At 64.6% G+C, this 26408-nt stretch carries 27 protein-coding genes; 13 read left to right on the forward strand and 14 right to left on the reverse strand.

The genetic code is table 11. The annotated features are described in order from the left end of the window. Positions 1–8 precede the first annotated feature (8 nt). Positions 9–755 (reverse strand): haloacid dehalogenase type II, encoded by a 747-nt coding sequence (locus LFT44_RS04850; RefSeq protein ID WP_236801382.1) that lies wholly within the window; start codon positions 753–755, stop codon positions 9–11. Between the two features lie 42 nt (positions 756–797). Between LFT44_RS04850 and LFT44_RS04855 the strand changes: the two genes are divergently transcribed. After that, entirely contained in the window at positions 798–1418 is a 621-nt protein-coding gene (locus LFT44_RS04855; RefSeq protein WP_236801383.1) for a flavin reductase family protein, read from the forward strand. 94 nt (positions 1419–1512) lie between these two features. Here LFT44_RS04855 and LFT44_RS04860 read toward each other — a convergent pair whose 3' ends face one another. Then, positions 1513–2895 (reverse strand): SLC13 family permease, encoded by a 1383-nt coding sequence (locus LFT44_RS04860; RefSeq protein ID WP_236801384.1) that lies wholly within the window; start codon positions 2893–2895, stop codon positions 1513–1515. Positions 2896–2907: 12 nt separating this feature from the next. After that, positions 2908–3726, reverse strand: a complete 819-nt coding sequence (locus LFT44_RS04865; RefSeq protein ID WP_272910880.1) for a maleate cis-trans isomerase family protein — start codon at positions 3724–3726, stop codon at positions 2908–2910. 169 nt (positions 3727–3895) lie between these two features. On the opposite strand from LFT44_RS04865, the gene LFT44_RS04870 reads away from it, so the two are divergent. After that, positions 3896–4681, forward strand: coding sequence for an IclR family transcriptional regulator (locus LFT44_RS04870; RefSeq protein WP_236801385.1), 786 nt, complete (start codon positions 3896–3898; stop codon positions 4679–4681). Positions 4682–4685: 4 nt separating this feature from the next. Here LFT44_RS04870 and LFT44_RS04875 read toward each other — a convergent pair whose 3' ends face one another. Together LFT44_RS04875 and LFT44_RS04880 are read right to left on the reverse strand one after the other, a co-directional pair. Continuing rightward, positions 4686–5468, reverse strand: a complete 783-nt coding sequence (locus tag LFT44_RS04875; RefSeq protein WP_236801386.1) for a GntR family transcriptional regulator — start codon at positions 5466–5468, stop codon at positions 4686–4688. Between the two features lie 157 nt (positions 5469–5625). Beyond that, the gene (locus LFT44_RS04880; protein WP_236801387.1) at positions 5626–6693 is read right to left on the reverse strand and encodes a LacI family DNA-binding transcriptional regulator; all 1068 of its coding nucleotides are present in this window, start codon (positions 6691–6693) and stop codon (positions 5626–5628) included. A gap of 211 nt (positions 6694–6904) precedes the next feature. Here LFT44_RS04880 and LFT44_RS04885 point away from each other — a divergent pair, with 211 nt between their 5' ends. From LFT44_RS04885 to LFT44_RS04925, 9 genes are all read left to right on the forward strand, one after another. Further along, positions 6905–7387, forward strand: coding sequence for a hypothetical protein (locus LFT44_RS04885; protein WP_236801388.1), 483 nt, complete (start codon positions 6905–6907; stop codon positions 7385–7387). A 46-nt stretch (positions 7388–7433) separates the two neighbouring features. Next, on the forward strand, positions 7434–8594 hold the full coding sequence (locus tag LFT44_RS04890) for a substrate-binding domain-containing protein (RefSeq protein WP_236801389.1): 1161 nt from the start codon (positions 7434–7436) through the stop codon (positions 8592–8594). 53 nt (positions 8595–8647) lie between these two features. Then, positions 8648–10156 carry a sugar ABC transporter ATP-binding protein gene (locus tag LFT44_RS04895; protein WP_236801390.1) on the forward strand — a complete coding sequence of 503 codons (1509 nt, stop codon included), beginning with the start codon at positions 8648–8650 and terminating at the stop codon, positions 10154–10156. Positions 10157–10159: 3 nt separating this feature from the next. Beyond that, positions 10160–11146 (forward strand): ABC transporter permease, encoded by a 987-nt coding sequence (locus LFT44_RS04900; RefSeq protein WP_236801391.1) that lies wholly within the window; start codon positions 10160–10162, stop codon positions 11144–11146. A 5-nt stretch (positions 11147–11151) separates the two neighbouring features. Beyond that, entirely contained in the window at positions 11152–12306 is a 1155-nt protein-coding gene (locus LFT44_RS04905; RefSeq protein WP_236801392.1) for a Gfo/Idh/MocA family protein, read from the forward strand. Continuing rightward, positions 12303–13124, forward strand: a complete 822-nt coding sequence (locus LFT44_RS04910; RefSeq protein WP_236801394.1) for a sugar phosphate isomerase/epimerase family protein — start codon at positions 12303–12305, stop codon at positions 13122–13124. Before LFT44_RS04905 ends, LFT44_RS04910 begins: the two co-directional genes overlap by 4 nt. Positions 13125–13189: 65 nt before the next feature. Next, positions 13190–14362 (forward strand): Gfo/Idh/MocA family protein, encoded by a 1173-nt coding sequence (locus tag LFT44_RS04915; protein WP_236801395.1) that lies wholly within the window; start codon positions 13190–13192, stop codon positions 14360–14362. A 65-nt stretch (positions 14363–14427) separates the two neighbouring features. Next, positions 14428–14748: a putative quinol monooxygenase gene (locus tag LFT44_RS04920; RefSeq protein ID WP_236801396.1), complete on the forward strand. Its 321-nt coding sequence runs from the start codon at positions 14428–14430 to the stop codon at positions 14746–14748. Positions 14749–14843: 95 nt separating this feature from the next. Beyond that, a complete protein-coding gene (locus LFT44_RS04925; protein ID WP_236801397.1) occupies positions 14844–15680 on the forward strand; it encodes a class I SAM-dependent methyltransferase in 837 nt (278 codons plus the stop codon). Positions 15681–15709: 29 nt separating this feature from the next. On the opposite strand, the gene LFT44_RS04930 is transcribed toward LFT44_RS04925, so the two are convergent. After that, on the reverse strand, positions 15710–15904 hold the full coding sequence (locus tag LFT44_RS04930) for an HNH endonuclease (protein ID WP_236801398.1): 195 nt from the start codon (positions 15902–15904) through the stop codon (positions 15710–15712). 91 nt (positions 15905–15995) lie between these two features. Between LFT44_RS04930 and LFT44_RS04935 the strand changes: the two genes are divergently transcribed. Next, the gene (locus tag LFT44_RS04935; protein WP_141160440.1) at positions 15996–16385 is read left to right on the forward strand and encodes a hypothetical protein; all 390 of its coding nucleotides are present in this window, start codon (positions 15996–15998) and stop codon (positions 16383–16385) included. Between the two features lie 1038 nt (positions 16386–17423). Here LFT44_RS04935 and LFT44_RS04940 read toward each other — a convergent pair. From LFT44_RS04940 to LFT44_RS04975, 8 genes are all read right to left on the reverse strand, one after another. After that, positions 17424–18512, reverse strand: a complete 1089-nt coding sequence (locus tag LFT44_RS04940) for an IS110 family transposase (RefSeq protein WP_141160439.1) — start codon at positions 18510–18512, stop codon at positions 17424–17426. A gap of 246 nt (positions 18513–18758) precedes the next feature. After that, positions 18759–19187, reverse strand: coding sequence for an HNH endonuclease (locus tag LFT44_RS04945; RefSeq protein ID WP_236801399.1), 429 nt, complete (start codon positions 19185–19187; stop codon positions 18759–18761). A gap of 58 nt (positions 19188–19245) precedes the next feature. Beyond that, on the reverse strand, positions 19246–19548 hold the full coding sequence (locus LFT44_RS04950; protein WP_236801400.1) for a YciI-like protein: 303 nt from the start codon (positions 19546–19548) through the stop codon (positions 19246–19248). Between the two features lie 60 nt (positions 19549–19608). Then, the gene (locus LFT44_RS04955) at positions 19609–20382 is read right to left on the reverse strand and encodes a DeoR/GlpR family DNA-binding transcription regulator (RefSeq protein WP_236801403.1); all 774 of its coding nucleotides are present in this window, start codon (positions 20380–20382) and stop codon (positions 19609–19611) included. A 128-nt stretch (positions 20383–20510) separates the two neighbouring features. Further along, positions 20511–21512: a 4-hydroxythreonine-4-phosphate dehydrogenase PdxA gene (pdxA, locus tag LFT44_RS04960; protein WP_236801404.1), complete on the reverse strand. Its 1002-nt coding sequence runs from the start codon at positions 21510–21512 to the stop codon at positions 20511–20513. After that, complete coding sequence (locus LFT44_RS04965; protein WP_236801405.1) at positions 21512–22717, reverse strand: four-carbon acid sugar kinase family protein; 1206 nt, start codon at positions 22715–22717, stop codon at positions 21512–21514. The genes pdxA and LFT44_RS04965 overlap by 1 nt, the downstream gene beginning before the upstream one ends. Next, positions 22714–23703, reverse strand: coding sequence for a 2-keto-3-deoxygluconate permease (locus LFT44_RS04970; protein WP_236801406.1), 990 nt, complete (start codon positions 23701–23703; stop codon positions 22714–22716). The genes LFT44_RS04965 and LFT44_RS04970 overlap by 4 nt, the downstream gene beginning before the upstream one ends. A gap of 192 nt (positions 23704–23895) precedes the next feature. Next, positions 23896–24624: a YoaK family protein gene (locus LFT44_RS04975; RefSeq protein WP_236801407.1), complete on the reverse strand. Its 729-nt coding sequence runs from the start codon at positions 24622–24624 to the stop codon at positions 23896–23898. A gap of 103 nt (positions 24625–24727) precedes the next feature. On the opposite strand from LFT44_RS04975, the gene LFT44_RS04980 reads away from it, so the two are divergent. After that, entirely contained in the window at positions 24728–26398 is a 1671-nt protein-coding gene (locus LFT44_RS04980) for an ABC transporter substrate-binding protein (protein WP_236801408.1), read from the forward strand. Positions 26399–26408 lie beyond the last annotated feature (10 nt).

Consider the following 26408-nt stretch of genomic DNA (forward strand, 5'->3'; position numbering starts at 1 on the left):
AAGAGCGGTCAGGCCCCTAGCAGCTCCGCCAGTTCCGTGATGCTTGACGCCACCAGGTCCCAGTCGCCTTGAGGGGCCAGGTCCGCCGACTGGCCGGGGCCGTGTTCGGTGGGGCGGGCGATGAACGCCGTGGCCAGCCCAGCCTCGCGCGCCGCCCGCAGGTCATTGTTATGGGCCGCCGCCAGCATTACCTCACCCGGCTCAAGGTCCAGGAACTCCGTTGTCCGGAGGTAGGCCTGGGGCAACGGCTTGTAGGTGCCCGTCATGTCCGAACCGATGATCACATCCCACGGCAGGCCGGCGTTCCTGGCCATGTCCAGCAACAGTGAGGTGTTGCCATTGGATAGCGGGCCCACGATGTAGTGGCGGCGGATCGCAGCGAGGCCCTCCACGCTGTCCGGCCACGCCTGCAGCCGGTGCCAGGATTTGTTCAGCTCCTCCAGGGTTTCCCTGGGCACCTGTGCCGGATCGATGCCGTGCCGGCGGAGTGCCTCGTCAAGGTTTTCGCGGTGGAGGGTGTCCAGCTTGGTGAAGCCGCGCTTTCCGGAGCGGATGGCTTCCATGGCCGGCTGGTAGAGAGCCCGCCAGTGGTCGGCGAAGGCCTCGGCGTCGAGCGTATGCGCGTGTGCTGCCGCGAAAGCTGCCACCTCCCTTGCCACACCCGTGCGCCAGTCCACCACGGTCCCGAAGGTGTCGAAGAGGACGGCGCGCACCGGGCGCCCGGTTGAGGGTGAACGGTACGGCTGGAACCTCATGTGCGTGTCCTTCCTGTCTGCGGCGCCGGTTAGTCTGGCAGCATGCGAACTGATTTCAGTCCCTCAGCGACGTCCGCCCGTGATTTCTACCGGCTGCTCACCGCTGTGGTGGTGCCCCGGCCCATCGCGTGGGTTTCGAGTGTCTCCCCGGAAGGCATCGACAACCTGGCCCCGCACTCCTTCTTCACCGTAGCGTCAACCAATCCGCCCATCGTGCAGTTCACGTCGGTGGGGGAGAAGGATTCGCTCCGCAACATCACCGCGTCCGGCGAATTCGTGGTCAACCTGGCCCCCGCCGCACTCCTGGAAGAGGTCAACGCCACCGGCACCAACTTCCCGCCGGAGATCAGCGAGTTCGACGCCGCCGGCTTGACCCGGGAGCAGAGCCTCACCGTGGCCGCCCCCCGGGTCAAGGAATCACCGGCGGTGCTTGAATGCCATCTCCACTCCGTGCTGCCGATAGGGGACTCGACCCTGGTTTTCGGCGAAGTCACCCATGCCGCCGTGAGCGATGCCGTGCTGGACGGCAGCCACCCGCGCATCGACCTGCTGGAGCCACTGGCCCGGCTGGGCCTGGATGAGTGGGGTACCCTCGGCGAAATCCAGGACCTCGGCCGGATCCGGCTGAAGGACTGGCCGGGCGACTTCCGGCCCAAGGACTAGGGCCGGCCGGCCCGCCCTGCCCGTGCAAGGGGAAAGACAAAGGAAAAGGGACGCCCCGGCGAGGACGTCCCTTTCCCTTGTCCGCCCGGGGCTCTTAGCCGAGGCCGAGCTGGACGAAGACGAACCAGACGAGGAGCGGCACCACACCGATCATCGCGATGGCCCACAGCAGCAGGGCACGGAAGAACATCCGCTCGTCCTTGGGCTGGGCGCTCGCCATCAGCAGGGCCCCGCTGGTGGACATGGGGCTGACGTCAACCACGGAGGAGCTGATGGCGATGGCCGTCACCACTCCCACGGGGGTGAGCAGCGGATCCATGGCGATGGGCACGACCACGGGGCTGATGACACCGAGGGTTCCGGTGGTGGAGGCGAACGCTGACACGATGGCCACCACGTAGCTGGCGATCAGCGCAGCGAGGGAGCTGTTGCCCAGGCCTGCGATGCCTTCCTGGAGCTCCTTCAGCGCACCCATCTTCTCCAGCATGCCCACGTAGGTGACGATGCCGGTGACTAGGATGATGGCCGACCACGGCATGCTTTCCACCGCCGGCTTCTGCACGTTGGAGTCCAGGACGATCAGGACCGCGGCGATGACCAGCGAGGCGACTCCCACATCGAGTCCCAGGACGGTGGTGAGCACCAGCAGGGAGGCAATGCCCACCAGCGTGAGGATACGCATGGGGGTTGCGGCCACCTTCACCGGGCGGGTTTTGGTTCCGGTGGCCGCAATGGTCTGTGGCGGTGCGGTGAGGACGGCCGTTCCGGCGCTGCCGGGACCCGAAACACTGCCGCCTGAGGGGGCGTCAGCGCCGTCGTCGTTCTTCATGGCATTGCCGCCGTCCGCCTGACGCGCCTCCGCCTTGGCTGCCCGGCGCTTCATGATGGTCTGCACCAGGGCGTAGGCGATCACGGCCAGGATGGCGTTGAAGATGAAGCAGTACGCATAGAGCTTGAAGGATTCGCCAGAAGCGCCGGCACCGTCCAGCATTTTGTTGCCCAGGACGCCGAAGGGGTTGACGGGAGAGAACGCGCCGGCGTTCGCGCCCTGGACGATGACCAGGCCCATGGCCAGGGTGCTGATGCCGAACCGCGCGCCCAGTGCCAGGCCCACCGGGGCGACGATGGCGATGGCGGCCGGCGTGAAGGCGCCGGCGGAAGCCAGGGCTGCGGTCAGCAGGAACATCAGGATGGGGACCAGGATTTTCCGGTCGCCGGCGAGCCGTTCCGCCCAGTATGCGAGCAGGTCGATGGTGCCGTTGATCCGCACGATGGCGAAGAGCAGGGTGGCGCCCACCAGGATGAAGAACAGTCCGGCGGGGAACTGTCCGATGACATCCTTGATGGACATCCCGGCCAGGAGGGTGCCCACGCCGAAGGCGGCGACGGTGGCCAGCAGTCCGGCGTTGATCTTGGTGAAGGAGCCGACGGCGAAGGCCGCCACCAGCACCAGGAACGCTATGAGTGAGAGCGACATGGTGCCCGCCGCCTATGCGTGCGCCGGGGCGGGGACGCCGGCGCCGGACAGCAGGCTGCCCGCTCCGGTGATGGCGGGCTGGTGGCCCAAGGCCTTGAGGATCTCGTAGGTGGTGGCCGTGGCCGCCGTGATGACCGGAAGCCCCAGCTCGTCCTCCACTGCCTGGACCGCGGCGAGCGACGGCATCTGGACACAGGCGGAAAGGACGACGGCGTCTGCGCCTTCGCGCTGCAGGCTGCGGGCCAGTGCGGGCAGGTTCTGCGGGTCAAGGCAGCCGACTTCGAGGTTGTCCGCAACTTCGAGGCTGATGGCGTCCAGCACCGTGATGCCCGAGCCCTCGATGTAGTCCACCACCATCTTGGTCAGCGGCTTCATGTAGGGGGTGATCATGGCGACCTTCCGGGCACCGATTTCGTGCAGGGTCCGGACCAGGGCGCCGGCGCTGCTGGTGACCGGGGCCGGGTGTCCGTTGCCGGCGGCGGCGTCGGCAATGACTTTTTCGGAGCCCTCGTGGGCTTCGGGGCCCTGGGCCATGACGGCCACCAGGCAGGCGTAGGCGATGACGTCCACATCGGCATCGGAGACCGCTTCGGCGCACTGGGCTGCCTTGCCCACCATGGCCAGCAGTTCTTCCCTGGTGACCTTCTTCATGCCGGCGCGGGCGGAGTGGAACGTGTACTTGTGGCCGGTCGCCTCGGCCTGGCGCCGGAACAGTTCCGGCAGTTCGGTCTCCATGGTGGTGTTGGAGCTGGGGACGATCAGTCCCACCCGGCTCATCCCGGGGCGCTTGGGCTCGGGGGCTGTTTCACAGGTGATTGCGGGGGTGCTCATGGATTCTCCACGTCGTTGTGTTGGGGATTTGCGAGTAAACCCATAAAGTGGGTTCTGATCCCATGATGTGGGTCCCTCTGATGGGATGTCAAATGGATCACATGCTGGGACGGCTCCCTGCTCACTAAGCTGGAGGCTGGCAGAAACAGAGTGAAAGGGTGTTCGGACAGTGGCGAAGGAACCGGGAGCTGGGGCCTCGCCCCTGTTGGTCCTGCACAAGGTGGCGGAGATTCTGGACTGCTTTTCCGTGGAGGAGCCCGAGCCGACGCTGCAGCAGATCATCCGCAAAACCGGGCTGCCGTCCAGCACCTGCCAGCGGTTGGTCCAGAACATGCTCCGCGAGGGATTCCTGGACCGCGACGGCGACCGGTACCGGATCGGCATCGGCCTGGTCCGCTGGGCTACCCCCGGGACGTTCGGGCTGGACGTGGTCCGGCTGGTGAAGCCGGTCCTGCAGCAGCTGCGCGACGAAACCGGCGAAACTGCCTGCCTGTACGCCCGGGACGGGGCCTTCCGGACCATCGTCGCAGTGGCCGAGACCCGGCACGTGGTGATGCGGCCATTCATGGTGGGCATGGTCATGCCGCTGCACGCCGGCGCCCCCGGCAAGATTTTCCTGGCATTCGACCCCGGAGCCTGGGATGACCTGGACCAGCAGGGGCTCGAGGGCTTTACGGCCGATACGCCGGTGTCAATGGAGACGCTCAGGCAGCAGGCGGCCGTTGCACGCGAGCAGGGTTTCTTTGCGGCCTTCGGGGAACGCAACCAGGACGTGGGCTCCATCAGCGCGCCCGTTTTCGACCATACTGGAAGGCTTGCATGCGCCGTGGGCCTGGGGTTCCCTACCCAGCGGATCGGGCCTGCCGACGTTGAACGGCTGGGGCCGGTGGTGGCCCGGGCGGGACTGGAAGCCAGCCGTGCATTGGGGTACGACAGCAGTCAAGCCGCCGGGTGACCGGCTAGGACTGGAACTGCTGCATCACCGATAGGTGCCCGGCCCGGGCCGGAACCAGGCACTTGGCCAGGTAGAACGGCCGGTTGGCGTTCCGGACGTACTGCGTCAGGACCAGCACCGGGTCCGACGGGCGCAGATCCAGCAGCTTCGCCCCGCTGGGCCCCACCTGGCTGACGCTGATCTGGCACTCGCCCGGCCCGGCCAGCCTGCCCAGCTGCTTGGTGAGCGCGGCAAGCAGGGTGGCGCCGCCGTCGTCCTCTATCTCAAGGGGCGCGGCGGCACCTTTGCCGAGGCTGACCGGCTGGGCGGTAACGTTTTCCTGCAGGTGGGCGATCGCTTCGCCGTCGCGGATGACGACGGATTCCCAGAGCCAGCAGTCGGTCCCGGGCTCGACGCCGATGCCGGGGGCGACGAATTCGGAGGCCGCCTGCCGGACCACCTGGATGCGCTTGACCTCCAGCGTCTGGCCGGGGCTGGCGAGGACGTCCTCGAACGGCTGGATGCGTTCGATGCCGATACGGGGGAGTGTGTCCGAGACGAAGCGTCCGACGCCGCGCCTGGCCCTGATCAGGCCGTCCTCCTCGAGCAGCATGAGGGCTTCGCGGACCACGGTGCGGCTGACCTTCATGTCCGTGCCGAGTTCGGTTTCGGTGGGGATCATGGAGCCGGGCGTGAGGAGGCCGTTGCGGATCGCTTCGGCGATCCGCGAGTACACGGCGACGCGCAGGGGAGCGCCGGGCTGGGCGGCCACCGGCTGGGACAGGAACCGGACGGCGTCCTGGTGCACGTTTAGCCTCGCTTTTGGTTGGTTTCTTCTGGGATTCCAGCCTACTTCAGCGTCTGATCCGTTTGTTGGACAAGCGGCGTCCGCAGGTCTTAGCGCTGCTGGTACCAGTGCGTGTGGAGGACGACGGCGGGAGGCGGGTGCCGCCGTCGTCCCCCTCCTACTTGGGGGAGGTGGCCTGGCGGGCGCTGTCGCGGACAACAAGGGTGGGCGCGATCGGGGTGCGGTCCACCTCCCGCCCTTCCATGGCACCAAGGAGAACTTCCATGCTCATGAGCGCTAAGGCCGTGAAGTCCTGGCGAACAGTGGTCAGGGGAGGCAGGAAATAGTCTGAACCTTCGATGTCGTCGAAACCGACCACGCTCACGTCGTCCGGGACCCTGATCCCATTTTCCGCGAAGGCCCGTATCAGCCCGAGAGCCGTGTGGTCGCTGGCAGCGAAGATCGCCTGGGGCACCTTTTGTTCCCGCACGAGTTGGAGCGCGGTCTCGTAGGCCCACCGGGGGCTCCAATCGCCTTCGAGGCACAGCCTTGGTGTAAGCCCGGCGTCGCGCAGCGCGGCTTCCCATCCGCGTTTGCGGACCCGGCCGTCGAACCAGTCCATGGAGCCCGCGAAGTGCGCGATGTCGGTGTGGCCGAGGTCTATCAGGTGCTGGGTGGCCAGCCGTGCGCCCAACTCCTGGTTCTCCGAGTATGAGAAGACGTTGGGAGTCGATGATGCTCCTGCCGCGATCATCTCCACCGGTACACGGCACGAGGCATTCCATACGGCTGCGGCCATCTCCACCACGGGGGCGATGACGATGATTCCCCCCACGCCGGTGTCGTCCAGGGTGTCCAGGGCGGCCTGGACCGACTCTCCGTAGGGCCGCTCAACGCTGATGACGGTTGTGGCGTAACCCTTCCTGCGTGCAATGTTCTCGAGGGCCATGAGCGTCCCCACCGGGCCGAACCGCGGGGAGCCGTCGGAAAGTATGCCTATGGAGGTGGACCGGCTGGTGACGAGCGCCGTGGCGGCCCGGTTCCTGCGGTACCCGATGTCCTTGATCACATGCAGGACCCGTTGCCGCGTTGCCGCACTTACGTCCGGTGCGTCGTTGAGGACCCGCGAGACTGTGCCGAAGGAGACGCCGGCCATGCTCGCCACGTCGTTGATGGTGGGCTTCCGGCGCCGTGAGGCTTCCGGCATTCTCCCGTTCGCCTCACGGGGAACAGTTGTGCCTGCCATGCCCACTCCTGTCTTGCACGTTGGTTGGAACCTTTCGGGTTCCGTGCCTTTCGATCTTACGTCGGACCGTACCCCGGTATCCGTTGGAATAACTGTCCATGTGACCGTTGACACGTAACACCGTAAACGTTTACGATGATGTCCGTAAACGTTTACGAACGCTTCGTGAACGTTTACGCAGCCACACATTTCAATGAAGAAAGGGAGCGCGATGCCCGACACGATCGTCCACGCACTCGCGCTCGATCCGAACGCCGGACTTCGGGATGCCGACCAAACCCAGTGGGCAAATCTCGAAGTGCTCCTGAAAGATGCGGCGCCCGGCGATCTGGCAGCTGCTGTCCGCACCTTTGTCTCTGCCGGCTCTTCGGCAGTCGTCGGAGTCTTCGATGAGGATCGCCTCTGGGCAAGCCTGGTGGTCTCCGTCGACAATTCGGGCAAACCCGCGTCCGCGTCCACCATCCCCGGCCCGGTCCGGGAAGCGGGCGAAGACATGACGAAGGCGGCCAACGAAGCGGTGAAGTGGGTTCAAGCCCACCACGGACCGTGTTCCCTGGGCTTCTTCGTCGACAAAATACACGCAGAGGCGCTGCTGGCAGCTTCAGACAAGGCCACTGCCGTCCGCACAGCCTCGGCCTCCGGCGGGCTCGTCCTGTCCCCGGTTCCGCCGGCCCTGGCTATAGCCCTCGCCTGAACCATCCCAGGCATCCACCCCCACCCACCCCAAGCACTGGAGAACAATGATGATCCGCAGGCTTCCCCTCGTGGCCCTTGCCGCAGTCCTGTCCCTTTCGGTCGCGTCCTGCAGCAGTTCGACCACGGCCACGTCCAATGCTCCCGACGCCGGTGTGTCCAGCAAGGCCCAGCAGGCCCTTGACCAGATCAAGGGACAGGTCCTGAGCAAGGGGCCCAACGGCGAGACGCCCTCGCCGGCGTCCGCAGCAGACCTCACTCCGGACGAGATCCAAAAGGTCAAGGCGCTCAACGCCAAGGCAGCCATTGTGATGCACTACGGCGGCAACGACTGGGCCAACGCCCAGATCAACGGCCTAAAGTCCGAGTTTGAAAAGCTCGGCATCAAAGTCATCGCCACCACCGACGCGAACTTCAAGCCGGACAAGCAGGTCTCGGACATCGAGACGGTCATGTCGCAGAACCCGAACGTCATCGTCTCGATCCCCACGGATCCCGTGGCTACGGCCTCCGCCTACAAGAAAGCCGCGGCTGCCGGCACCAAGCTCGTCTTCATGGACAACGTCCCCCAGGGATTGACCGCCGGCCAGGACTATGTCTCTGTTGTTTCTGCCGACAACTACGGCAACGGCGTCGTCTCCGCCCACCAGATGGCTAAAGCGCTCGGTGGCAAGGGGAAGATCGGGCTTGTCTTCCACCAGGCCGATTTCTTCGTGACCAAGCAGCGCTACCAGGGATTCAAGGAAACGATTACGAAGGAATACCCGGACATCAAGATTGTCGAGGAAAAGGGAATCGCCGGCCCTGACTTCGCTGGAGATGCCCAGGCAGCCGCGAACGCCATGCTCAGCAAGTACGCCGACCTTTCCGGAATCTGGGCGGTCTGGGACGTTCCTGCAGAAGGTGTCATGGCTGCCGCCCGGGCCGCCGGCCGGCCTGACCTGAAGATTGCCACGGAAGACCTTGGCAAGAACGTGGCCATTGCCCTTGCCAAGGACGAACTCGTCGTCGGCCTTGGAGCGCAGGTTCCGTTCGATCAGGGTGTCACGGAAGCGCGGCTGGCCGCCGGAGCGCTCATCGGCAAGAAAGCACCCGCTTATGTGGCGCTGAGCGCCCTTCCGGTTGACCACTCCAACGTCCTGGATGCGTGGAAGCAGGTCTACCACGAGGACGCCCCGAAGGACATCCAGGACTCCTACAAGAAGTAGGCAAGAACCGGCGGTGCGGGGGTCCGCCCCCGCACCGCGCCGAAAGGGCAACGATGAATACCGCAGACAATGTCGTCGAGATGCGCTCAATATCAAAGAGCTTCAACGGCGTTCCCGTATTGAAAGACGTCAGTTTCGATGTCCGCAAGGGTGAGGTCCACGCGCTGGCGGGCGGCAACGGCGCCGGGAAGTCCACGCTCATGAAGATCCTCCAGGGCGTGTACCAGGCAGACGCCGGCACAGTCCTTATTGGAGGCAAGCCGACCGCCATCAACTCGATCCAGGACGCGAAGGCCGCCGGGATCGGAATGGTCTTCCAGGAGTTCAGCCTGGTACCGAGCCTGACCGTTGCGCAGAACATTTTCCTCGCCGCCGAACCGCTCGGCAAGGGCGGGCTCATCGACGATCGTGCTGCGGTGCGCCGTGCCAAGGAAGTTTTCAGTGAGATGGAAGTCGACGTCGACCCGCGCGCCGGGGTCGCACGCTTAGGCACCGCATACTGGCAACTGACGGAGATCGCCAAGGCACTCGCCCAGAATGCCCAGGTGCTCATTATGGATGAGCCCACCGCCAGCCTTGCCCGGCATGAGTCCGAAGCGCTCTTCGAACTGATCGACCGCCTCAAAGAGCGTGGCATCTCAATCATCTACATTTCCCACCGCATGGACGAGGTGTACAGGCTCGCGGATCGGATTACCATCCTCCGCGACGGCCGCCACCTCCTTACCGCGCCGCTGACGGACGTCACCCCCGAACAGATCGTGGAAGGCATCGTCGGCAAGAAGATCGAGGGCCAGCTTTCCTATCGTGCGCGTGACCATGTGGCCCACGACGGGGCGCCGCTGCTGGAAGTCCGGGGGCTTAACGCGGGGCAGCGGGTGCGGGACGTTTCGTTCGCGCTCCGGCCTGGCGAAATCCTCGGCCTGGCAGGGCTGATGGGCAGCGGACGAACCGAGCTCGCCCGTGCTCTCTTTGGCATTGACAAGCTGGACAGCGGTGAAGTCCTCCTGCGGGGCAAAAAGGTCAACCTTGGGTCTCCGCAGCAGGCCATCAACGCTGGAGTTGCCCTTATCCCGGAAGACCGCAGGGCCCAGGGCCTGGTGTTGGAGCACTCCGTCCAGGACAACCTGCTGCTTCCCCTCCTCGGCCAGATCCAGCGGGGACCCCTCCTGGACGGCGCGAAGGGGAAGGAATTGTCCTCGTCACTGATCAAGAGGTTCGCTGTGAAGGTAGCCCATCCCCACCGCCCGGTGCGGCTTCTCTCGGGCGGCAACCAGCAGAAAGTGGTCATCGCCAAGTGGCTGGGCACCGATCCGGACATCCTGATCCTTGACGAGCCAACGGCCGGCGTCGACATCGGCACCAAAAGCGAAATCCTCGACATGATCCGTGAGCTGGCAAGTGCGGGCAAGGCCGTCATTGTCATCTCCTCCGAGTACCCCGAACTACTCGCGGTCAGCGACCGCGTCCTCGTCCTTAAGGACGGCTCCATCATCCGCGATATCCCCCGCAGCGAGATTGCTGACGAGGAGTATCTCCAACTTGCAGTGCAGGGAGTCTGAAAAGTGAGCAAGGCAAACACCATCGCGCCGCGGGATACCGCGGCACCCCGTAATTTCGGCACTATCCTCAAGGAACTGGACTGGCGGCGCTACGTCATCTACATCGGCTTCGTCGTTGTCTTCCTCTTCTTCGCCGTTCTGCTCCGCGACCAGGGCTTCCTGTCGCCGAACAACCTGCTGAACATCTTCCGGCAGACCGCCACCATCACCGTCATCGCCGTCGGTATGACGTACGTGATCGCGTGCGCAGAAATCGACCTGAGCGTCGGATCCGTGGCGGGCCTGTCCAGTGTGTGCACTGCGATGGCGCTCTCCCAGTGGGGCCTGGTGCCCGGCATCCTCGCCGGCCTCGCTGTCGGTCTCGTCGTCGGATCGATCAACGGCGCCCTGGTCAGCCTCCTGGGCATCCCGTCCTTCCTGGTGACACTCGGCATGCTGGGCATAGCCGTCGGCGTTGCCCAGTGGATCACGGCGTCGGCGCCCCAGCCCATCCTCAACGACACGTTCAACATCGTGTTTGGATCCGGCAACTTCGGTCCTGTTCCGGGCCTGGTGGTTTGGAGCGCCATCTTCGTGGCCATCGGCGCCGTCGTGCTGAACCGCACCAGGTTCGGCCGCCAGGTCCTGGCCACAGGAGGCAACCGCAACGCCGCGGAGTTCACCGGCATCAATACCAAGCGCATTAAGTTCCAGGTGCTCCTCATCTCGGGCATGGTGGCAAGCGTCGCCGGCATGCTCTACGCGGGCCGGCTGCAGTCCGGACGGTTCCAGTGGGGAGCGGGAGACGAACTCTCCGCCATCGCCGCCGTCATCCTGGGGGGAACCAGCCTCTTCGGCGGGTTCGGCTCCATCATCGGCACACTCTTCGGCGCCCTTCTGATCGGCCTGATCAACAACGGGCTGATCCTCGCCGGACTCGACAGCAGCCAGCAGCAGGTGGTCCGCGGCGCGATCATCATCCTGGCCGTCGCCCTCGCCCGGAAGAAGTAGCACCCGTGACTTCCCAGCTACGGGCCGGAATCATCGGAACAGGATTCATGGGCTCTGTCCACGCCCATGCGGTCCGCGCAGCAGGCGGTGAAGTCGTCGCAGTCGCCGGGAGCAGCCAGGCTTCCGCCGAAGCCGCAGCACCCGCTCTCGGCGCCCGAACCGCAGCCGAATCGCCTGAAGCACTGATCGCACGGGCAGATGTGGATGTCATCCATATCTGCACCCCGAACGCCACTCACGCCGACCTTGCCCGCAAGGCCATTGCGGCAGGAAAGGCAGTCATCTGCGAAAAGCCACTGGCCACGAACGTTGGGGACGCGTTGGAACTGACAACCCTCGCGGCCCAGGCCGGGGTCGTCACCGGCGTGCCCTTCGTCTACCGGTTCTATCCGGCCGTCCGCGAGGCCCGCGACCGCATCCAGCGCGGCGACGCCGGCCGGCTTTGGCTCCTGCACGGCTCCTACCTGCAGGACTGGCTGGCCGGCGCGGAAGCCACGAACTGGCGGGTCGATTCAACGATCGGCGGAGCGTCCAGGGCGTTCGGCGACATCGGCGTCCACTGGTGTGACCTGATGGAGTTCACCACCGGACACAGAATCACCAGGCTTGTGGCCCAGACCAGCAGGGCATACGACGAACGCGAAACCGGCGGCCGGTTGTCCTCCGTCGCTACCGAGGACGGCGCCACGCTCCTGTTCGAGACGGACCAGGGTGCCACCGGCTCCGTGGTGGTCAGCCAAGTCAGTCCCGGCAGGAAGAACCGACTCTGGTTCTCCTTCGACGGAACCGAAGCGTCATTCAGCTTCAACCAGGAACGGCCCGACACCCTGCACGTCGGCCGCAGCGACTCAAGTTCCGAGATCCCGGTCGGCCCGCAAACACTCACGACGCCGGGCGGCCGGCGCTACGCCAAACTTCCCCCGGGCCACCCCCAGGGTTACCAGGACAGCTTCAACGCGTTCGTCGCGGACGTGTATGCGGCCGTCCACGGCCAGGAACCGGACGGCATGCCCACCTTCCGGGACGGCCTACGGGCAGCCCTCCTTACGGATGCAGTCGTAACCTCGGCCGCGCACCAGACCTGGGTCGAGGTTCCGCAAACGGACAACCTCACCGGATCACTCACCTCTTCCCCCGCAGCTGAAAGGCAGAAGCAATGAAACTCGGTTACTGTTCCATCACCTGGGGCGGCGTCGTCGGCCACCCGCAAGGTGTGACGAGCGTGAAGGACCTTTTCTACATGACCCACGGGTCCATGCAGCAAGCGGTCCAGGACATCGCCTCCGTTGGCTATCAGGGCGTGGAGATGTTCGACGGCAACCTGGCCGAATACGCCGACAAGCCCGAAGAACTTAAAGAGATCCTCAGCAGCAACAACATCGAGCTAACCAGTGTCTATACCGGCGCGAACTTCATCTACGCTGACATCCTTCCCGACGAGCTGCACCGGATCCACCGTGCCGCCGAACTGGCTGCCAACTTTGGAGCAGAACGGCTGGTAGTGGGAGGCGGGGCACGCCGCGCCGCCGGAACCACTGACGAGGACTACCACCGCCTCGGTGAGGCCCTGGACAGCGTGACGGACATCGCGGAAAGCTTCGGCCTGTCGGCAAGCTATCACCCGCACCTGAGCACCATTGTGGAAAGCCCGGAAGAACTGGACAGGCTCATGCCGCTCACCCGGATCGGCTTCTGCCCGGACACCGCACACCTTGCAGCCGGAGGAGCGGACCCGGCCGCAGTCATCCGGAAGTACCCCGACAGGATCCGGCATGTCCACCTCAAGGACTTCCAGAAGGACCCTTTCAATTTCCTGCCGCTTGGACAGGGTGAGCTCGACTTCCCCGACATCATCGCAGCCATCCGCGAGAGCGGCTATGACAGCTGGCTCATGGTCGAACTCGACAACTACGACGGTGACCCCCGGGAAGCCGCGGCCCTCAGCAAGAAGTACCTCGAAAAGCTCCTCTCTCACTAATTTTTCAACCGCGGGGACTGCCACAGACGGCAACTGCCCTGCCTTCCGGAAGGAACACGATTCACATGCAGAACCTCAACGTCGGCCTCATCGGAGGCGGCTTCATGGGCAAGGCCCACTCGCTGGCTTACGCCGCCATGCCCATGTTTTTCTGGCCCGCACCAGCCATGCCGGTTCGAAAAGTCATTGCCGAAGCCACCGAAGACCTTGCTTCGGAAGCTGCCCGCCGCTTCGGCTTCGAGAACTCCACCTCAGACTGGCGCAGCATCATCGATGATCCGGACATCCACGTCGTCGACATCGCCACGCCAAACCACCTCCACGCCGAGATCGCCATCGCCGCCGCCGAAGCAGGCAAGCACATCATCTGCGAAAAGCCCCTGGCGCGTACCGGCGAAGAATCCAAGGCCATGTACGACGCAGTGAAAGACAAGAACCTCGTCCACATGGTCGCCTTCAACTACCGGCGGACTCCGGCCGTTGCACTGGCAAAGAAATACATCGAGGAAGGGGCCATCGGACAAATCCTCAACTTCCGGGGCACCTACCTGCAGGACTGGAGCGCCGACCCCAACTCCCCGCTCTCCTGGCGTTTCCAGAAATCCATCGCAGGCTCCGGCGCCCTTGGCGACATTGCAACGCACGTCATTGACATGGCCCGCTACCTTGTAGGCGAGTTCAGCGCCGTCAACGCCCTCCTGTCCACCTGGATCCCCGAGCGGCCGCTCCAAGCCGGAGGTGCTGACGCACTCGGCACCGTACGGGGCGGAGAAGGCCCCCGTGGCCAGGTCGACGTGGACGACGAAGTCATGACCATGATCCGCTTTGCCAACGGTGCCGTGGGTTCCGTGGAAGCAACCCGCAACGCCCACGGCAGGAACAACTACATCACCTTCGAAATCCACGGAACCGAAGGCAGCATCGTCTTCAACTACGAGCGGCGCGACGAACTGCAGGTCTGCTTCGCGTCCGACCAGGCCGACCGCCGCGGATTCCGCACCGTCTACACCGGGCCCGCACACCCGCATGGAGATGCACTCTGGCCCATCCCTGCGCTCGGCATCGGATACGGCGAAACGAAGATCATCGAGGCCTACGACTTCTTCAAGGCCATCGCAGAAGGCGGCAGCGTCAGCCCGAACTTTGCCGACGGATATCAGGTAGCCCTCATCGACGACGCAATTGTCGAGTCGGCGGCAAAAGAATCCTGGGTCGACGTTCCGCAGATCAACGCATGACGTAAGGGGAGGGGCGGCGACGAATCCGCCCCTCCCGCAAGCCCAGGACCACCCGAGGACGAAAAATGCCACACACAACAGTCAGCCAAGACGAAACGCAAGTCTGGTTAATGCCGGTGTTCACCGCAAAAGCAGGGCACGAAGCCATGCTGCAGGAAGCACTCCTCGGACTGCAGTCGCTGAGCCGGAAGGACACCGGATGCCTGGAATATACGGTCTTCGCAGACGATCAAAGGCCAGGTACGTACGTCCTCATTGAGGGATGGGCCCGCCGCGGGGACCTGGAGGCCCACAACGAGGAAGTCCATGTTAAGGACTTCGTGGACGGGGTGCAGTCCCTGCTGGCCGTACCCTTCTCTGTATCTCCGATTACGCCCCTGGTCTGATACCCGCCAACGTGGGGGAGGACGACGGCGGGACGCAAGTGCCGCCGTCGTCCTTTCCCTTCCTTCGCGGTGGAGCGCCGTTGTAGTGTCGTGCCGTGATCGTCCCAGATATTTCCCAGGATGCCGCGGCGGTCGCGGACCACTACGACGAGCTCGATCCCATTTACCGCCAGGTGTGGGGGGACCATGTTCATCACGGGTTGTGGGTGACGGGCCGCGAGACAGCCGAAGAGGCCGTCGAGGCGCTGGTCGACGCCGTCGCCGACCGGCTGAACCTGGAGCCCGGAAATGTGTGCGTGGATATCGGCTGCGGCTACGGTGCCACTGCACGGCGGCTCGCCATGACGCGCAAGGTCCGGGTCACTGGCTTCACGCTGTCCGCTGAGCAGGGCACCTATGCCGCCGCCCATCCAGCGGCGGGCGTCGACATCCAGGTGCGTGATTGGCTCTTCAACGGGCTGCCCGATGCCTCGGCCGATGCGGCCTGGGCGATCGAGTCAAGCGAGCACATGGTCGATAAGCCCGGCTTCTTCGCAGAAGCGCACCGAGTGCTGGCGCCCGGCGGTCGGTTGGTCGTGTGTGCCTGGCTCGCCGGGACCGATGCCAGGGGCTGGAAGGTCCGGCACCTGCTGGAGCCGATCTGCCGGGAAGGGCGCCTGCCCTCGATGGGCACGCGCGAGGATTATGAGGCGATGGCATTGGCGGCGGGCTTTGCGGTCGTGGGCTACGAGGATGTGAGCCGCCGCGTTGCCCGCACCTGGGTAATCTGTACCGCCCGGCTGATGAAGGCCGTGATCGTCGATCCGAAGATCCGTCGCCTCGCCCTTGGCGCCCGGAACCGTGACTCCTTTTGGAGCATTCCCCGCATGATCCTGGCCTACCGCACCGGCGCGATGCGCTACGGGATATTCACGCTGTCAAAGACTCAGTAGTTCGGTGCGCTCAACTGAACCGGCAGGCCTTAGGGAAGTGGCCGGCGTTCGCCAACGCTGAAGGCGGACGACGGCGGCAGGTACTCCCGCCGTCGTCGTTCAATCCGGCGCTGCTGGTCGGGTGACGGGATCCGGGCGCGCTTGGCGCGGTTGCACCTGGCACAGGCTGCAACAAAGTTCTGCAGACTCGTTGAGCCGCCCTTGGATGCTTCTATATTCGTCAAGCAGCGGCTGGATTCCATCCGAGGAGTCCCAACGCGCAGGGGAAGGACCGGAACGTGCGCCCAGCACCCCGTGCATCCTGTGGAGCTAGGCTTGGGCTTCGAGCAGTCAAAGGAACTGCGGCCAAACAATAGGGGGACGGGCTTGGGAAGCGGGCAGCATGAAGGCATTGGTTTCCGTGAGGTGAGCAATGGGGACGGTACGGTACCGGCGACCATGACCGCGGCAGCGGCCGAAGAGATCGGGCCTTCGCCCCGGACAAAAAATCCTTTCATCATCATCCTGTGGGCGTTGTCAGGAGTATTGATCCTGGGCGGATTGTTGGCACTTCTGAATGGCTCTTTGGAGGTGAGCATGACCCAGCGGGTCAGTATGGCCGACATCCTCTTCACCTTCGCACCGCAAAGTGTCTTCATCGGCGTCACTACCGTTATCGCACTCATGTTCTGGCACGCTTGGCGGTGGCAACGAGGACAAGGTTAGTGGGGCCTGGCCTCTAGATATCGGCAGGTGATCAAGCAGCCCTGCGCGGGGGAAACCAGGCTCGCATTCCAAAGTATTCAGATCGAACACGGCGAGGGCAGACCGACCACGAGGCGAAGTTCCTTGCTCAATAACAATCCCGAAATGCCAAGAAAAGGGACGAAATCCCTCTTGACTTAAGGTGTTCTACCGATAGGCTTTTATCACTTCGCAGGACAAACCCTTCAAAGGGCTCCGATATAGGTCTCATTTTTTGACGGAGAAGTCTTACGGACAAAAACTCATTGCCATATCGGTGAACAACCCTGGGGGGAATCATGAGAAATGCAATCACGCGCGCCGCTGCCATAGTCACGATTATAGGAGGGTCCGCGTTCTCCGGTATGGCAGTCGCCAGCGCCGCTTCGCCTTCCCCTGATGTGGTAGGGGTTCTCCAAACCGAAAGATTCAGGGCCGAGCGCAATTGTCAGGATCGGTACCAGCAGTTGCTCAACAATTACGCGGTGATCGTCACGCCCTGTACCCATGTGGGCGGTGCCTTCGGAGAGTATTACCTGCAGTTCCGGATGACGTAGCCCGAGGAGGATCCATGGTTGGGGGCCGCCTGCCGCGTGGCTCCCAACTTGGCTTCTGTCAGCCCTTTCCGCGGCTAGGGGAGTGGAGAACTTGGGCCAGTCCGATGTGCGACAAACCCGCGGACAGTCCCAGGTAAACCTAGATTTCTCGTCCATTGGGGGCTAAGATCTATTTACTAAATAGGGGGAGAAATGCTAAGTCGAATTAACCTTTTGCCTGTTTGGGCGAAGATTCTATGTCTTTCCTGCCTTGCATGTGGCGTCATCTTTATTATAGTCACATTGGTGGCGCTTGGTCGCGGTTCGGAGGTTACTGAATTACTTTTTAATCTACTGCTGATCGCCGCTTTCGTTGGGCTTGCAGCTGCGGTCGCTTCGAAGGCTAAGCCGCCGGCTTCAAGTCGAGACGGACACAACTCAGGAAAGCGGCGAGGACCCCTTTTCTTTTAGACCTTTAGCAGATCTAAGAGACTCCCTGCCGCGGGCATCCCGCTGCAGGTAAGGATTCCTGTGCGGCATTTAGGGTTCGATAGATTTGCCGCGTTATGTAGCGCTTGAGGCTTCGGATGATTTCCTTCTTAGTTCTGCCTTGGCTTGTTCGCTTCGTCACGTAACCTCTGGTGGCAGGGTCCCGGTTCATTCTGATGAGGGCGATAGTGTAGATCGCTTTGTTGAGTTGGCGGTCGCCGCTGCGGTTTAGTCGGAATCGTGTGGTGCCGCCTGATGAGGCCGGGACCGGGCAGGTGCCGGCAAGAGCTGCGAATGCGGCTTCGGAGCGCACTCTTCCGGTGTGTGACCAGGCTGTGAGGATGATTGCGGCCAGGACCGGACCAACGCCGTAGACATCGAGGAGACACGGCTGGACTTGCTTCACAAGGATCTCAAGTTCTGCGTGATTCCTGGTCATTTGCTCCTGCAGTGTGAGGATCTGCTTTGCGAGGCGTATTGCTTCGCGGCGGCAGGTTTGGACTCCGAATTCTTCGTCTCTTTCCCGCCATCCTGCGATGGTACGGGTCTGGGTGACGGTCAATGGTTTCCGGGCGTCCATGCCGAGGTCTACGACGCGTAGGAGAGCCGTGAGTGCGTTGATGGCTGCGGTGCGTTCTCGTGCCATGGTGCGGCGTGCGTTGGAGAGGATCCGTAGTGCCATGTGGTTCTGCCCGGACCGGGGTTCTCGGAGGCGGTCCATAGGTATGCTCAGCGTCCCTCGTGCTGCCCGCGCTGCGTCGATGGAATCGGATTTTCCCTGATATCTCCCGAGCCGTTGGTTCGGGACGGGCGCTTCGGTGACTTGAAATCCGGCGTCTGTGGCCTGCTGCCGGAGTTTGGCACCGTACGAACCCGTTCCCTCCATAGAGAGTAGAACCTGTCCAGGAGAAGCTTCGGTGCGGCGCAGGACCCAGGACAGTGCGCGACTGCCTGCGGCTGCGGTGGCCGGGAATGTTTCGTTCGCGACTTCTCCACCGCTGCCGGTTTCGATGATGGCGAATGTATGCGTTTTGGCGTGGGTATCGATGCCGACGACGAAACCGAAGTGCTCTGCCACAATCATCTTTTCCTCCTGAGTTCCGAGAATGGAAACGCGTCGGTGGGTTACGGCGTGGCAGGTCTGTAATGGGCCACACCCGGTGCACGGGTGGGCATGCTTCTAATCAGGCCAGCGCTGTAGACACAACCGATGCTGGGCCCGGCCAGGGCGGACATATCCAAGAAAGCGCACTCCGAAATACTGAGCTCGGAGGCAAACCCATGGGTGAGTCACACCCCAGCCCGGCCACAGCACCAGCCTGCCAGCCGCTCACTGAGCAACCGGGTAAAGACTTACAGACCATGGGTAAAAGTGGTCGCCGTGCTCGGCGGGCCGGCCACAGCGGCGCCCGAACCCGGACTCCAACTCGCACCGGCCGTCGGCGCGGGCCATTCCCTCACGGCGCTGCTGGCGGGTGAAACGGCGGACGGGGTCGCGACGCCGGACGTCCCGGCCCGCCACTACGGCCGCGGCGATGATCAGAACGATGGCGGCAATACCGGGAAACGCGGCGGCAGCGACGACGCCGTCGAACAGTCCTCGCAATACCCCGGCCGCCGATGCCGGCCCCGCTCCGACAGCCGGTATTGCCTTCCCCATGAGCGCTGACATCACTGCTACCGCAAGCCACACCAGCACAGCTGAGTAGGCCAAACGAAGCCCCAACCGGGTCCAGTAGATGCGGCCGAGTTCCGGCATTGATTCCCCCATTTTCAGTTCGACCCAGGCTTCCGGCCTGGGCTTTACGTTATTGGATCTAGGGGTGAATCGGCGTCGCCGCTTCGTTTCCGAGCACCGTTGTCCACGGGTTGGCGGTCCACTCCGTGACCACGCCGTTGAGGACGTAGGGGTCGGCGGCTGCAAAAGCTTTGGCGGCTTCCACTGCGTTTTGGCCGGTGAAGATCAACAAGCCTTTGAAGGGGACTTCGCCAACGGCGCCGCCCAGCAGGAGCTCGCCGCGTTCGACTGCCTCCCACCCCGCCCGGAGGTGGTCTGCGCGGTACTGTTCGCGGCTTTCGAGGTAGTCGTCTGCGTAGGTGTATTCCAGCACGGCGTGCATGCGCGTCTCCATATCGTTCAGGGGTTTCGTTCGTTGTAGAAATAGCCTACCCACCGGGACTTACCCGGAAACGGAGGCCACCTCAACCTGTACCCCCGCGCCGCGGAACTTCTGCACCTGGGCGGGGTCGGCGCCGTCGTCCGTCACCAGGGTCCAGGGGAGTGCCAGCCGCGCCCAGGCGTGGAACGGCCGCAGTCCGAGCTTGGAGGAGTCGGCCAAAACATAAACCAAACGCCCCCGCCGGGCCATCAGCTCCTTGAGGCGGGTCTGGGCGTGGTCGGCTTCGCAGATGCCGTCCTCGGCGGTGACGGCGTCGGCGCCCAGGAACACCCGGTCAAAGCTCATCCGCTCCAGCGCCGCCTCGGCCAGCGGGCCCACGAAACTCTGCGAGACGCCCCGGAGCCGGCCGCCCAGGCAGTCCACCTCGATGCCCTCCGAATCGGCCAGCTCCTGCAAAGTATTCAGGCCCGGCGTCGTCACGGACAACCGATCAAACCCGCGCAGTTCGTGCGCCAGGGCACCCGCCGTGGAGCCGGCGTCGAGCAGGATGCTCTCCCCGGGCTGGATCACCGACGCCGCCCACCGGGCTATGGCATGCTTTTGCTCGAACGCCTGACCCGTGCGCTGCCGCAGCGACGCCTCCGGGTGCGCGCCCAGCGCCATCGCCCCGCCGTACGTACGGGCCAGCCGGCCCTGCGAATTCAGCAGCGCCAGGTCGCGGCGGATGGTGGACGCGGTCACCTCGAACTTGGCGGAGAGCTCCTCCACGGAGGCAAGGCCGGTGGTCACGGCAAGGTGGTAGATCTCCTCGCGGCGCGCGTTTGCGCTGAGCATTCCCGGTCTCCTTCCCGTGGGTATGGCAGTGGCAGTGCTACCCATGCTAGTTCCGGCTCTAACGAATCAGGGACGGCAACGGCCGGCCAGCAATTCTACGCTGACCGGCCGTTTCACTACTGAAGCGTTCAGGCCTCGTCGCGCGCTGGTGCCAGGTCCACTGCCTGCCGCAGCGCCTCGAGCAGCGACTCGTGGTCGGCAATGTTCTTGCCGGCGATGTCGAAGGCCGTGCCATGGTCAACTGACGTCCGCACCACGGGGAGGCCCACGGTGATGTTGACGCCGTTCTCCAGGCCCAGGACCTTGACGGGTCCGTGGCCCTGGTCGTGGTACTGGGCCACCACCAGGTCGAAGTCGCCGCGGCCGGCCAGGAAGAACAGGGTGTCCGCCGGGAGCGGGCCGAACGCGTTGATGCCGTCCGCCTGGGCCTTCTCGATGCCCGGCTGGATCTTCTCCGCCTCTTCGCCGTAGCCGAACAGACCGTTCTCGCCCGCGTGCGGGTTAATGGCGCACACGGCAATCCGCGGGTTCTCGATCCCGGAGGTGCGCAGCAGCTCATACCCGCGCTTGATGGTCCGGTAGACCAGGTCGCCGTTGATCTTGGCGATGGCGTCGATGAGGCCGATGTGCGTGGTCACGTGGATGACGCGCATCTTGGGCGCGGTCAGCATCATGGACACTTCCTCGGTGCCGGTCAGTTCGGCGAGGAGTTCCGTGTGGCCCGGGAACTTGTGTCCGGCCGCGTGCAGGGCCGCCTTGTTGAGCGGTCCAGTGCAGATGGCATCCACCTGGCGATCCATTGCCAGCTGCACGGCTTTCTCGATGAAGAGGTACGAACCGTGTCCGGCGGCGGCGGACAGCTCGCCCCAGGCCAGGTCCTCCGGAATGCAGTCGATGTCCAGCACATCGATGGTGCCTTCCTGGAACAATGCCTCCGACGGTTCGGTGACCTTGCGCAGGGTCAGCGGGCTGGACACGATGTCCGCGGCGAGCTGCATCCGGCGCAGATCGCCGATGACCAGCATCCGCGCCTTGGACCGGAGTTCGCTGTCCGCCAGGGCCTTGACGATGATCTCCGGGCCAATGCCGGCCGCGTCGCCCATGGTGATGGCTACAATCGGGCGTCCCATTATTTGCTACTCATTTCAGTCGTAGTGCTAGTGAAAAACTGTTTGGTCCTGGCCAGCGTGCCGGCGTCCCCGAATGCACCGGCCTTGGTGACCAGCAGGGGGAGGGGCTCCGGAAGCAGGCTCATGACCACTCCGGGCTCAATCTCCCCGATGACGGTGAAGCTGCCGGCGCCGAGGGCCTTTAGGACGGCCGTGGCGGTTTCCCCGCCCGTCAGGACCAGCGCCTCGCAGTGCTCGACGCCGGCCGCAGTGGCCCGTGCCAGCGCCTCCGCCACCACCAGCGCCTGCGATTTATCCACGGCGCCCATGGGATCCGGCGTCAACACCACGTCCGTCCGCAGCATCGCCGCCGCAACTTCGCGCGCGACTGCCGGATCCTCGAGCGTCTGGTGGTCCAGCGTGATGTGCCGGGCACCTGCGGCGACCAGCGCGTCCGTCTGCTGCCGGGCGAGGCCGGAATAGCTGCCAATCACGGTCAGCGTCCGTGTCACGCACCTCGCGTGCTCCTGAAGAACATCCTGCCCTTCTCCACGAGGGGCAACGTGCCCGGCCAGTCCGCCGGAGCCCACCAGGAGTGCGGGGAAGTCCAGCAGGGCTGCCGCGGCAGCCACGCGTTTCAGGTCGTCGTCGGAAACAGCGTCAAGTACGACGGCGTCACGCCCGCGTTCCTGCACGTTGCGCAGGCGCGCGGCCAGTTCCTCCGGGGTGGGGTGCGTTTCCCGCTCCACGAGTTCAGTCGAAAGACCGCCGGCGGCAAGCGCCGCCGCGACGTCGCCGTCGAAGCTTCCCTGCGCGTTGTGCGCACCGTTGACGTGGACCAACCCGCGTACGGTGGTCCTTCCCGTAGCCGGGAAGGCGGGGGCCACAAGGGCCAGGCCCCTGCTGCGGCCTTCACTGACGCGGCCCAGCGCTGCGGCAACCTCGGCACCGACGTTGCCGCGAAGCAGCGAGTCGATCTTCTTGAAAACCTGCCGGTCCTGTTCCAGGGCGCGTGCCACAGCCGCGGTGACGGCAGCCGCTGCATCTTCCGCTGAAAGGTAGCGGCTCTCGGTGTTGACCGACAGGATGTCCGCTTCGGGCCACATGGAGTCCAGGTCCAGGATGACGGAGCTGCTGTGGGTGGGTCCGTAGGCTGCGGCGGCATCGGCCGCCCCCGTCAGGTCGTCGGCGATGATTGCCCAGCGCTTGGCTGCGGGGGTGCTCATACTGCTGGGGCCACCTCGGGGGTTTCCACGGGCTGCTTGGCTTTCAGGCGCTTAGCGTACCAAGCGACCATGAGCGGGCAGCCGATGGCGGTCACCACTACGGACGCGGCCACCAGCACGGTTGCCGGGCCCGCTGCCGGGGCATAGGCCGGGTTGGCGGCGGCCACCAGCATGGGAACGGTGGCTGCGTTGCCTGCGGTGGTGGCTGCTGCGAGGCCGGCGATGCCCGAGCCGCCGGTGAGCTTGTCCGCGAAGAAGAGCACGGCGCCGCCGGCAATGAGGACGAACAGGCCCAGGGCCACGCCGAGCAGCCCGGCGTTCAGGACCTGGCCCAGGTTCAGGCCGAAGCCCAGTGCCAGGGCGAAGAACGGGATCAGGACAGGTGCCGCGGAGGACAGGAACTTGCGCATGGCCGGGTCCAGGGCGCCCAGGATGGCGCCGAGGAGCAGGGGAATGATGGCACCCACCAAGGCCTGCCACGGGAAGGCGGACAAACCGGCGACGCCGAGGGTCACCATGGTCAGGAAGGGGCCGGATTCCAGCGTCATCACGGAGTAGGCAGCAACGTCCTTGGGCTTGCCGTACTGGCCCATGAGTGCCATGTACATGCCGCCGTTGGTGTCATTGAGGGCGGCCAGGATCGCCAGCACGGAAAGGCCGGACAGCAAACCGCCGTCGATGGGAAGTTCACCCATGAACCGGCCTGCGATGACGCCGATGATGATGGCGAACAGGACCTTGCTGCCGAAGAGGACTCCGCCCTTTTTCAAAATGTACGGGGTGGCCTTGATGTCGATGCTGGCGCCCATGCAGACGTAGAACACCGCGAGGATCGTGGTGCCGCCGGTGAAGAGGGCGCCGGTGAAGGACCCGAAGAACTTTGCGGAATCCGGGGCGAAGGTGCCGAGCAAGGCGCCGATGAGCAGGGGGATCAGCATCATGCCGCCAGGAACCTTTTCCATGGTGGCCTTGATGGGGACAGACATGTGCAACCTCATTGTTGTGTGGGGGAGAGGGAGGTCGGGCTGCGGGCCCGAAGCATGATGTAGATCATAGCTACTGATGCGCGATTAGCGCAAGGCTTGATGCGCGAATCGCGCAGCCCTCCGACGGCGGCCGTTACAGACGTGCCCGCCGTCCCGCCCCACTGACCGGTTTAGTCTCCGGTCAGCGCCGCCTCAGTCCCGGGCCAGCGAGGGACTCTCCGAGTCTGCCTTTGCCTCTGCGGCAGCGCGGCGATGTGCGGCGTGCCCTGTCACCGTGACTGCCGTAGCGATCACCGCAGCCATGGACAGTGCAAGCGCCAGGTGCACATGCAGCGCAGCCGCTCCGGCCAGGGCTCCCAGCATGATCAGGGCAATGGCCAGGGCGCGCCGCTGCCAGAACGTTCCCTTGCCGCCGGCCAGCCGCGAATCCGACGCGAGGCCGGTGATGGTGGAGGTGACCACCACGGTGGTGATCTCCGCGACCTTCAGGCGTTTCGCCGTCGCGGCCTGGGTGCCCATGAGTAGGGCGAGTGCGCTGGTGACGATGCTGCCAAGCGTGGGGTCCGCCTGCACGGGGGCCAGGAGCACGAAGACCGTCAGTGCCCACAGGCCCAGCGACACCGCGAGCAGGGCCGCGGAGGTCTGCGGCGACCAGCCTTCGCCATTGCGCCGAAGAAGCCGCCCTGCCAGGGCCGCGCCAAGCATGAAGAAGGCCAGCGCCAACGCCGGCCGCAGCACGGGGAGGCTTGTTCCGCCCGCCATGGCCATGCCCAGCAGCACCACGTTGCCGGTCATGTTCCCGGTGAACACGCGGTCCAGGCCAAGGTATCCCATCGCGTCCACCACGCCGGTGGAAAACGTCAGGGCCAGCATCAGCACCAGATGCAGTCGCTCAGCTGAGCCGAAAAAATGTTTCCTCACCGTAAATTCTCCAATACACCCTTGAATCGAAACGTATACCAAGGATATGTTCGTTCAGCGATTGTATTCAATCTCACATTCCGTGCTCGATCATAGGACTTGTATGAGACTCCCGTTCCGCCCCCGGGCCCTTCCGGACGGCACTCCATTCAGGGCGAGAAGCGCTGCCTTGGGCGGCGGCGTGGCCGCCTTGGCACTGGCGATGACCGCCTGCGCACCCATCCAGCCCCTGCCCGAGGCGGTAGTGCATAACGACGTGACCTCCGCCCCCATCGGCAACCAGAAAGTGGTGGAAGGCGGCGACCTGGTGATGGCCCTCTCGGCTGAACCCGACCGCCTGGACCCCACAACGTCGTCGTCCCTCTACACCCGGTATGTCATGCAGACGATGTGCCAGAAGCTGTACGACATCAACGCCGAGGGCAAGATCGTTCCGCAGCTTGCCACCAAGCTTCCCGAGGTGAGCAACAACGGGCAGACGGTGACCATCCAGGTGCGGGACGACGCCGTGTTTGCCGACGGCACCAAGTTCGACGCCGAAGCCGTCCGCGCCACCCTGGACCGGGACCTGACCATGAAAGGTTCCGCCCGCAAGAGCGAACTTGGCCCTATCAGCGGCATCACGGCCCTGAACCCCACCACCGTCCAGATCAGCTACAAGAAGCCGTTCGCCCCCCTCACCGCGGCGCTCGCGGACCGGGCCGGCATGATCCTCTCGCCCACGGCGGTTGCTGCGGCAGGGGATACCTTTGGAGACCACCCCGTGTGCGTGGGACCGTTCAAGTTCAAGCAGCGCATCCCGCAAACCTCCATCCAGGTGGAACGGGACCCGCTCTACTACGACGCCAAAAACGTCCACCTGGACACGGTGACGTACCGGATCATGACCGACTCCAATATCAGGACCGCCAACCTGCGCTCCGGCGACGTCCAGGTGGCGGACTCCATCGCACCCCAGGACGTGGACGCGCTCGCCAAGGAACGCGGCGTCGGCGTGCTCCAGGTGGGATCCCTGGGCTACCAGGGCCTGACCATCAACCTGGGCAACACCAACGGCGTGGGCAAACCGGTGGGGGACCTCAACACGCCACTGGCCAAGAACGCCACCATCCGCCAGGCGCTGTCCATGTCGATCGACCGCAAAGCCCTGGTGAGCACGCTCTTCAACAACTGGTACGAGCCTGCCTGTTCCCCCGTGGCACCCTCCAGCCCCTTCTCTTCGGACGCCGCCCAAGGCTGCCCGGCCTACGATCCGGCGAAGGCCAAGCAGATGCTGAAGGACGCCGGGGTTCCGGTGCCCTTCCCCATCAAGGTCCAGGTCACCAACTCGCCGGACTCGCTGCGGTATGCGCAGGCGCTCCAGGCGTCCGCGGCGGACGGCGGATTCGCCCTGACCATCGCGCCCGTTGAGTACTCCACGCTCCTGGACGTCCAGAGCCACGGCAGCTTCGAAGCCCTGCTGCTGGGCTGGTCCGGACGCGTGGACCCGCACGGGAACATGTACAACTTCCTGGCCACCGGCGGCGGCAACAACTACTCCGGCTACAGCAACCCTGCCGTGGACAAGCTCCTCACCGACGCCTCCACCACCACAGACCAGGCAGCCCGCGCGGCCCTCTACGGGAAAGCCGTCCAGCAGGTGCAGGCCGACGACCCGATCATCTACCTCTACCGGATCCACAGCCTCACGGCCTACTCCAACAAAGTGGCCGGAGTGGAAACGTTCGCGGACGGTGTGGTCCACCTCAGCAACGCGGCCTTCGTGAAGAAATAAGGACTCCACC

The organism is Arthrobacter sp. FW306-05-C, assembly GCF_021801725.1.
Classification (GTDB): Bacteria; Actinomycetota; Actinomycetes; order Actinomycetales; family Micrococcaceae; genus Arthrobacter.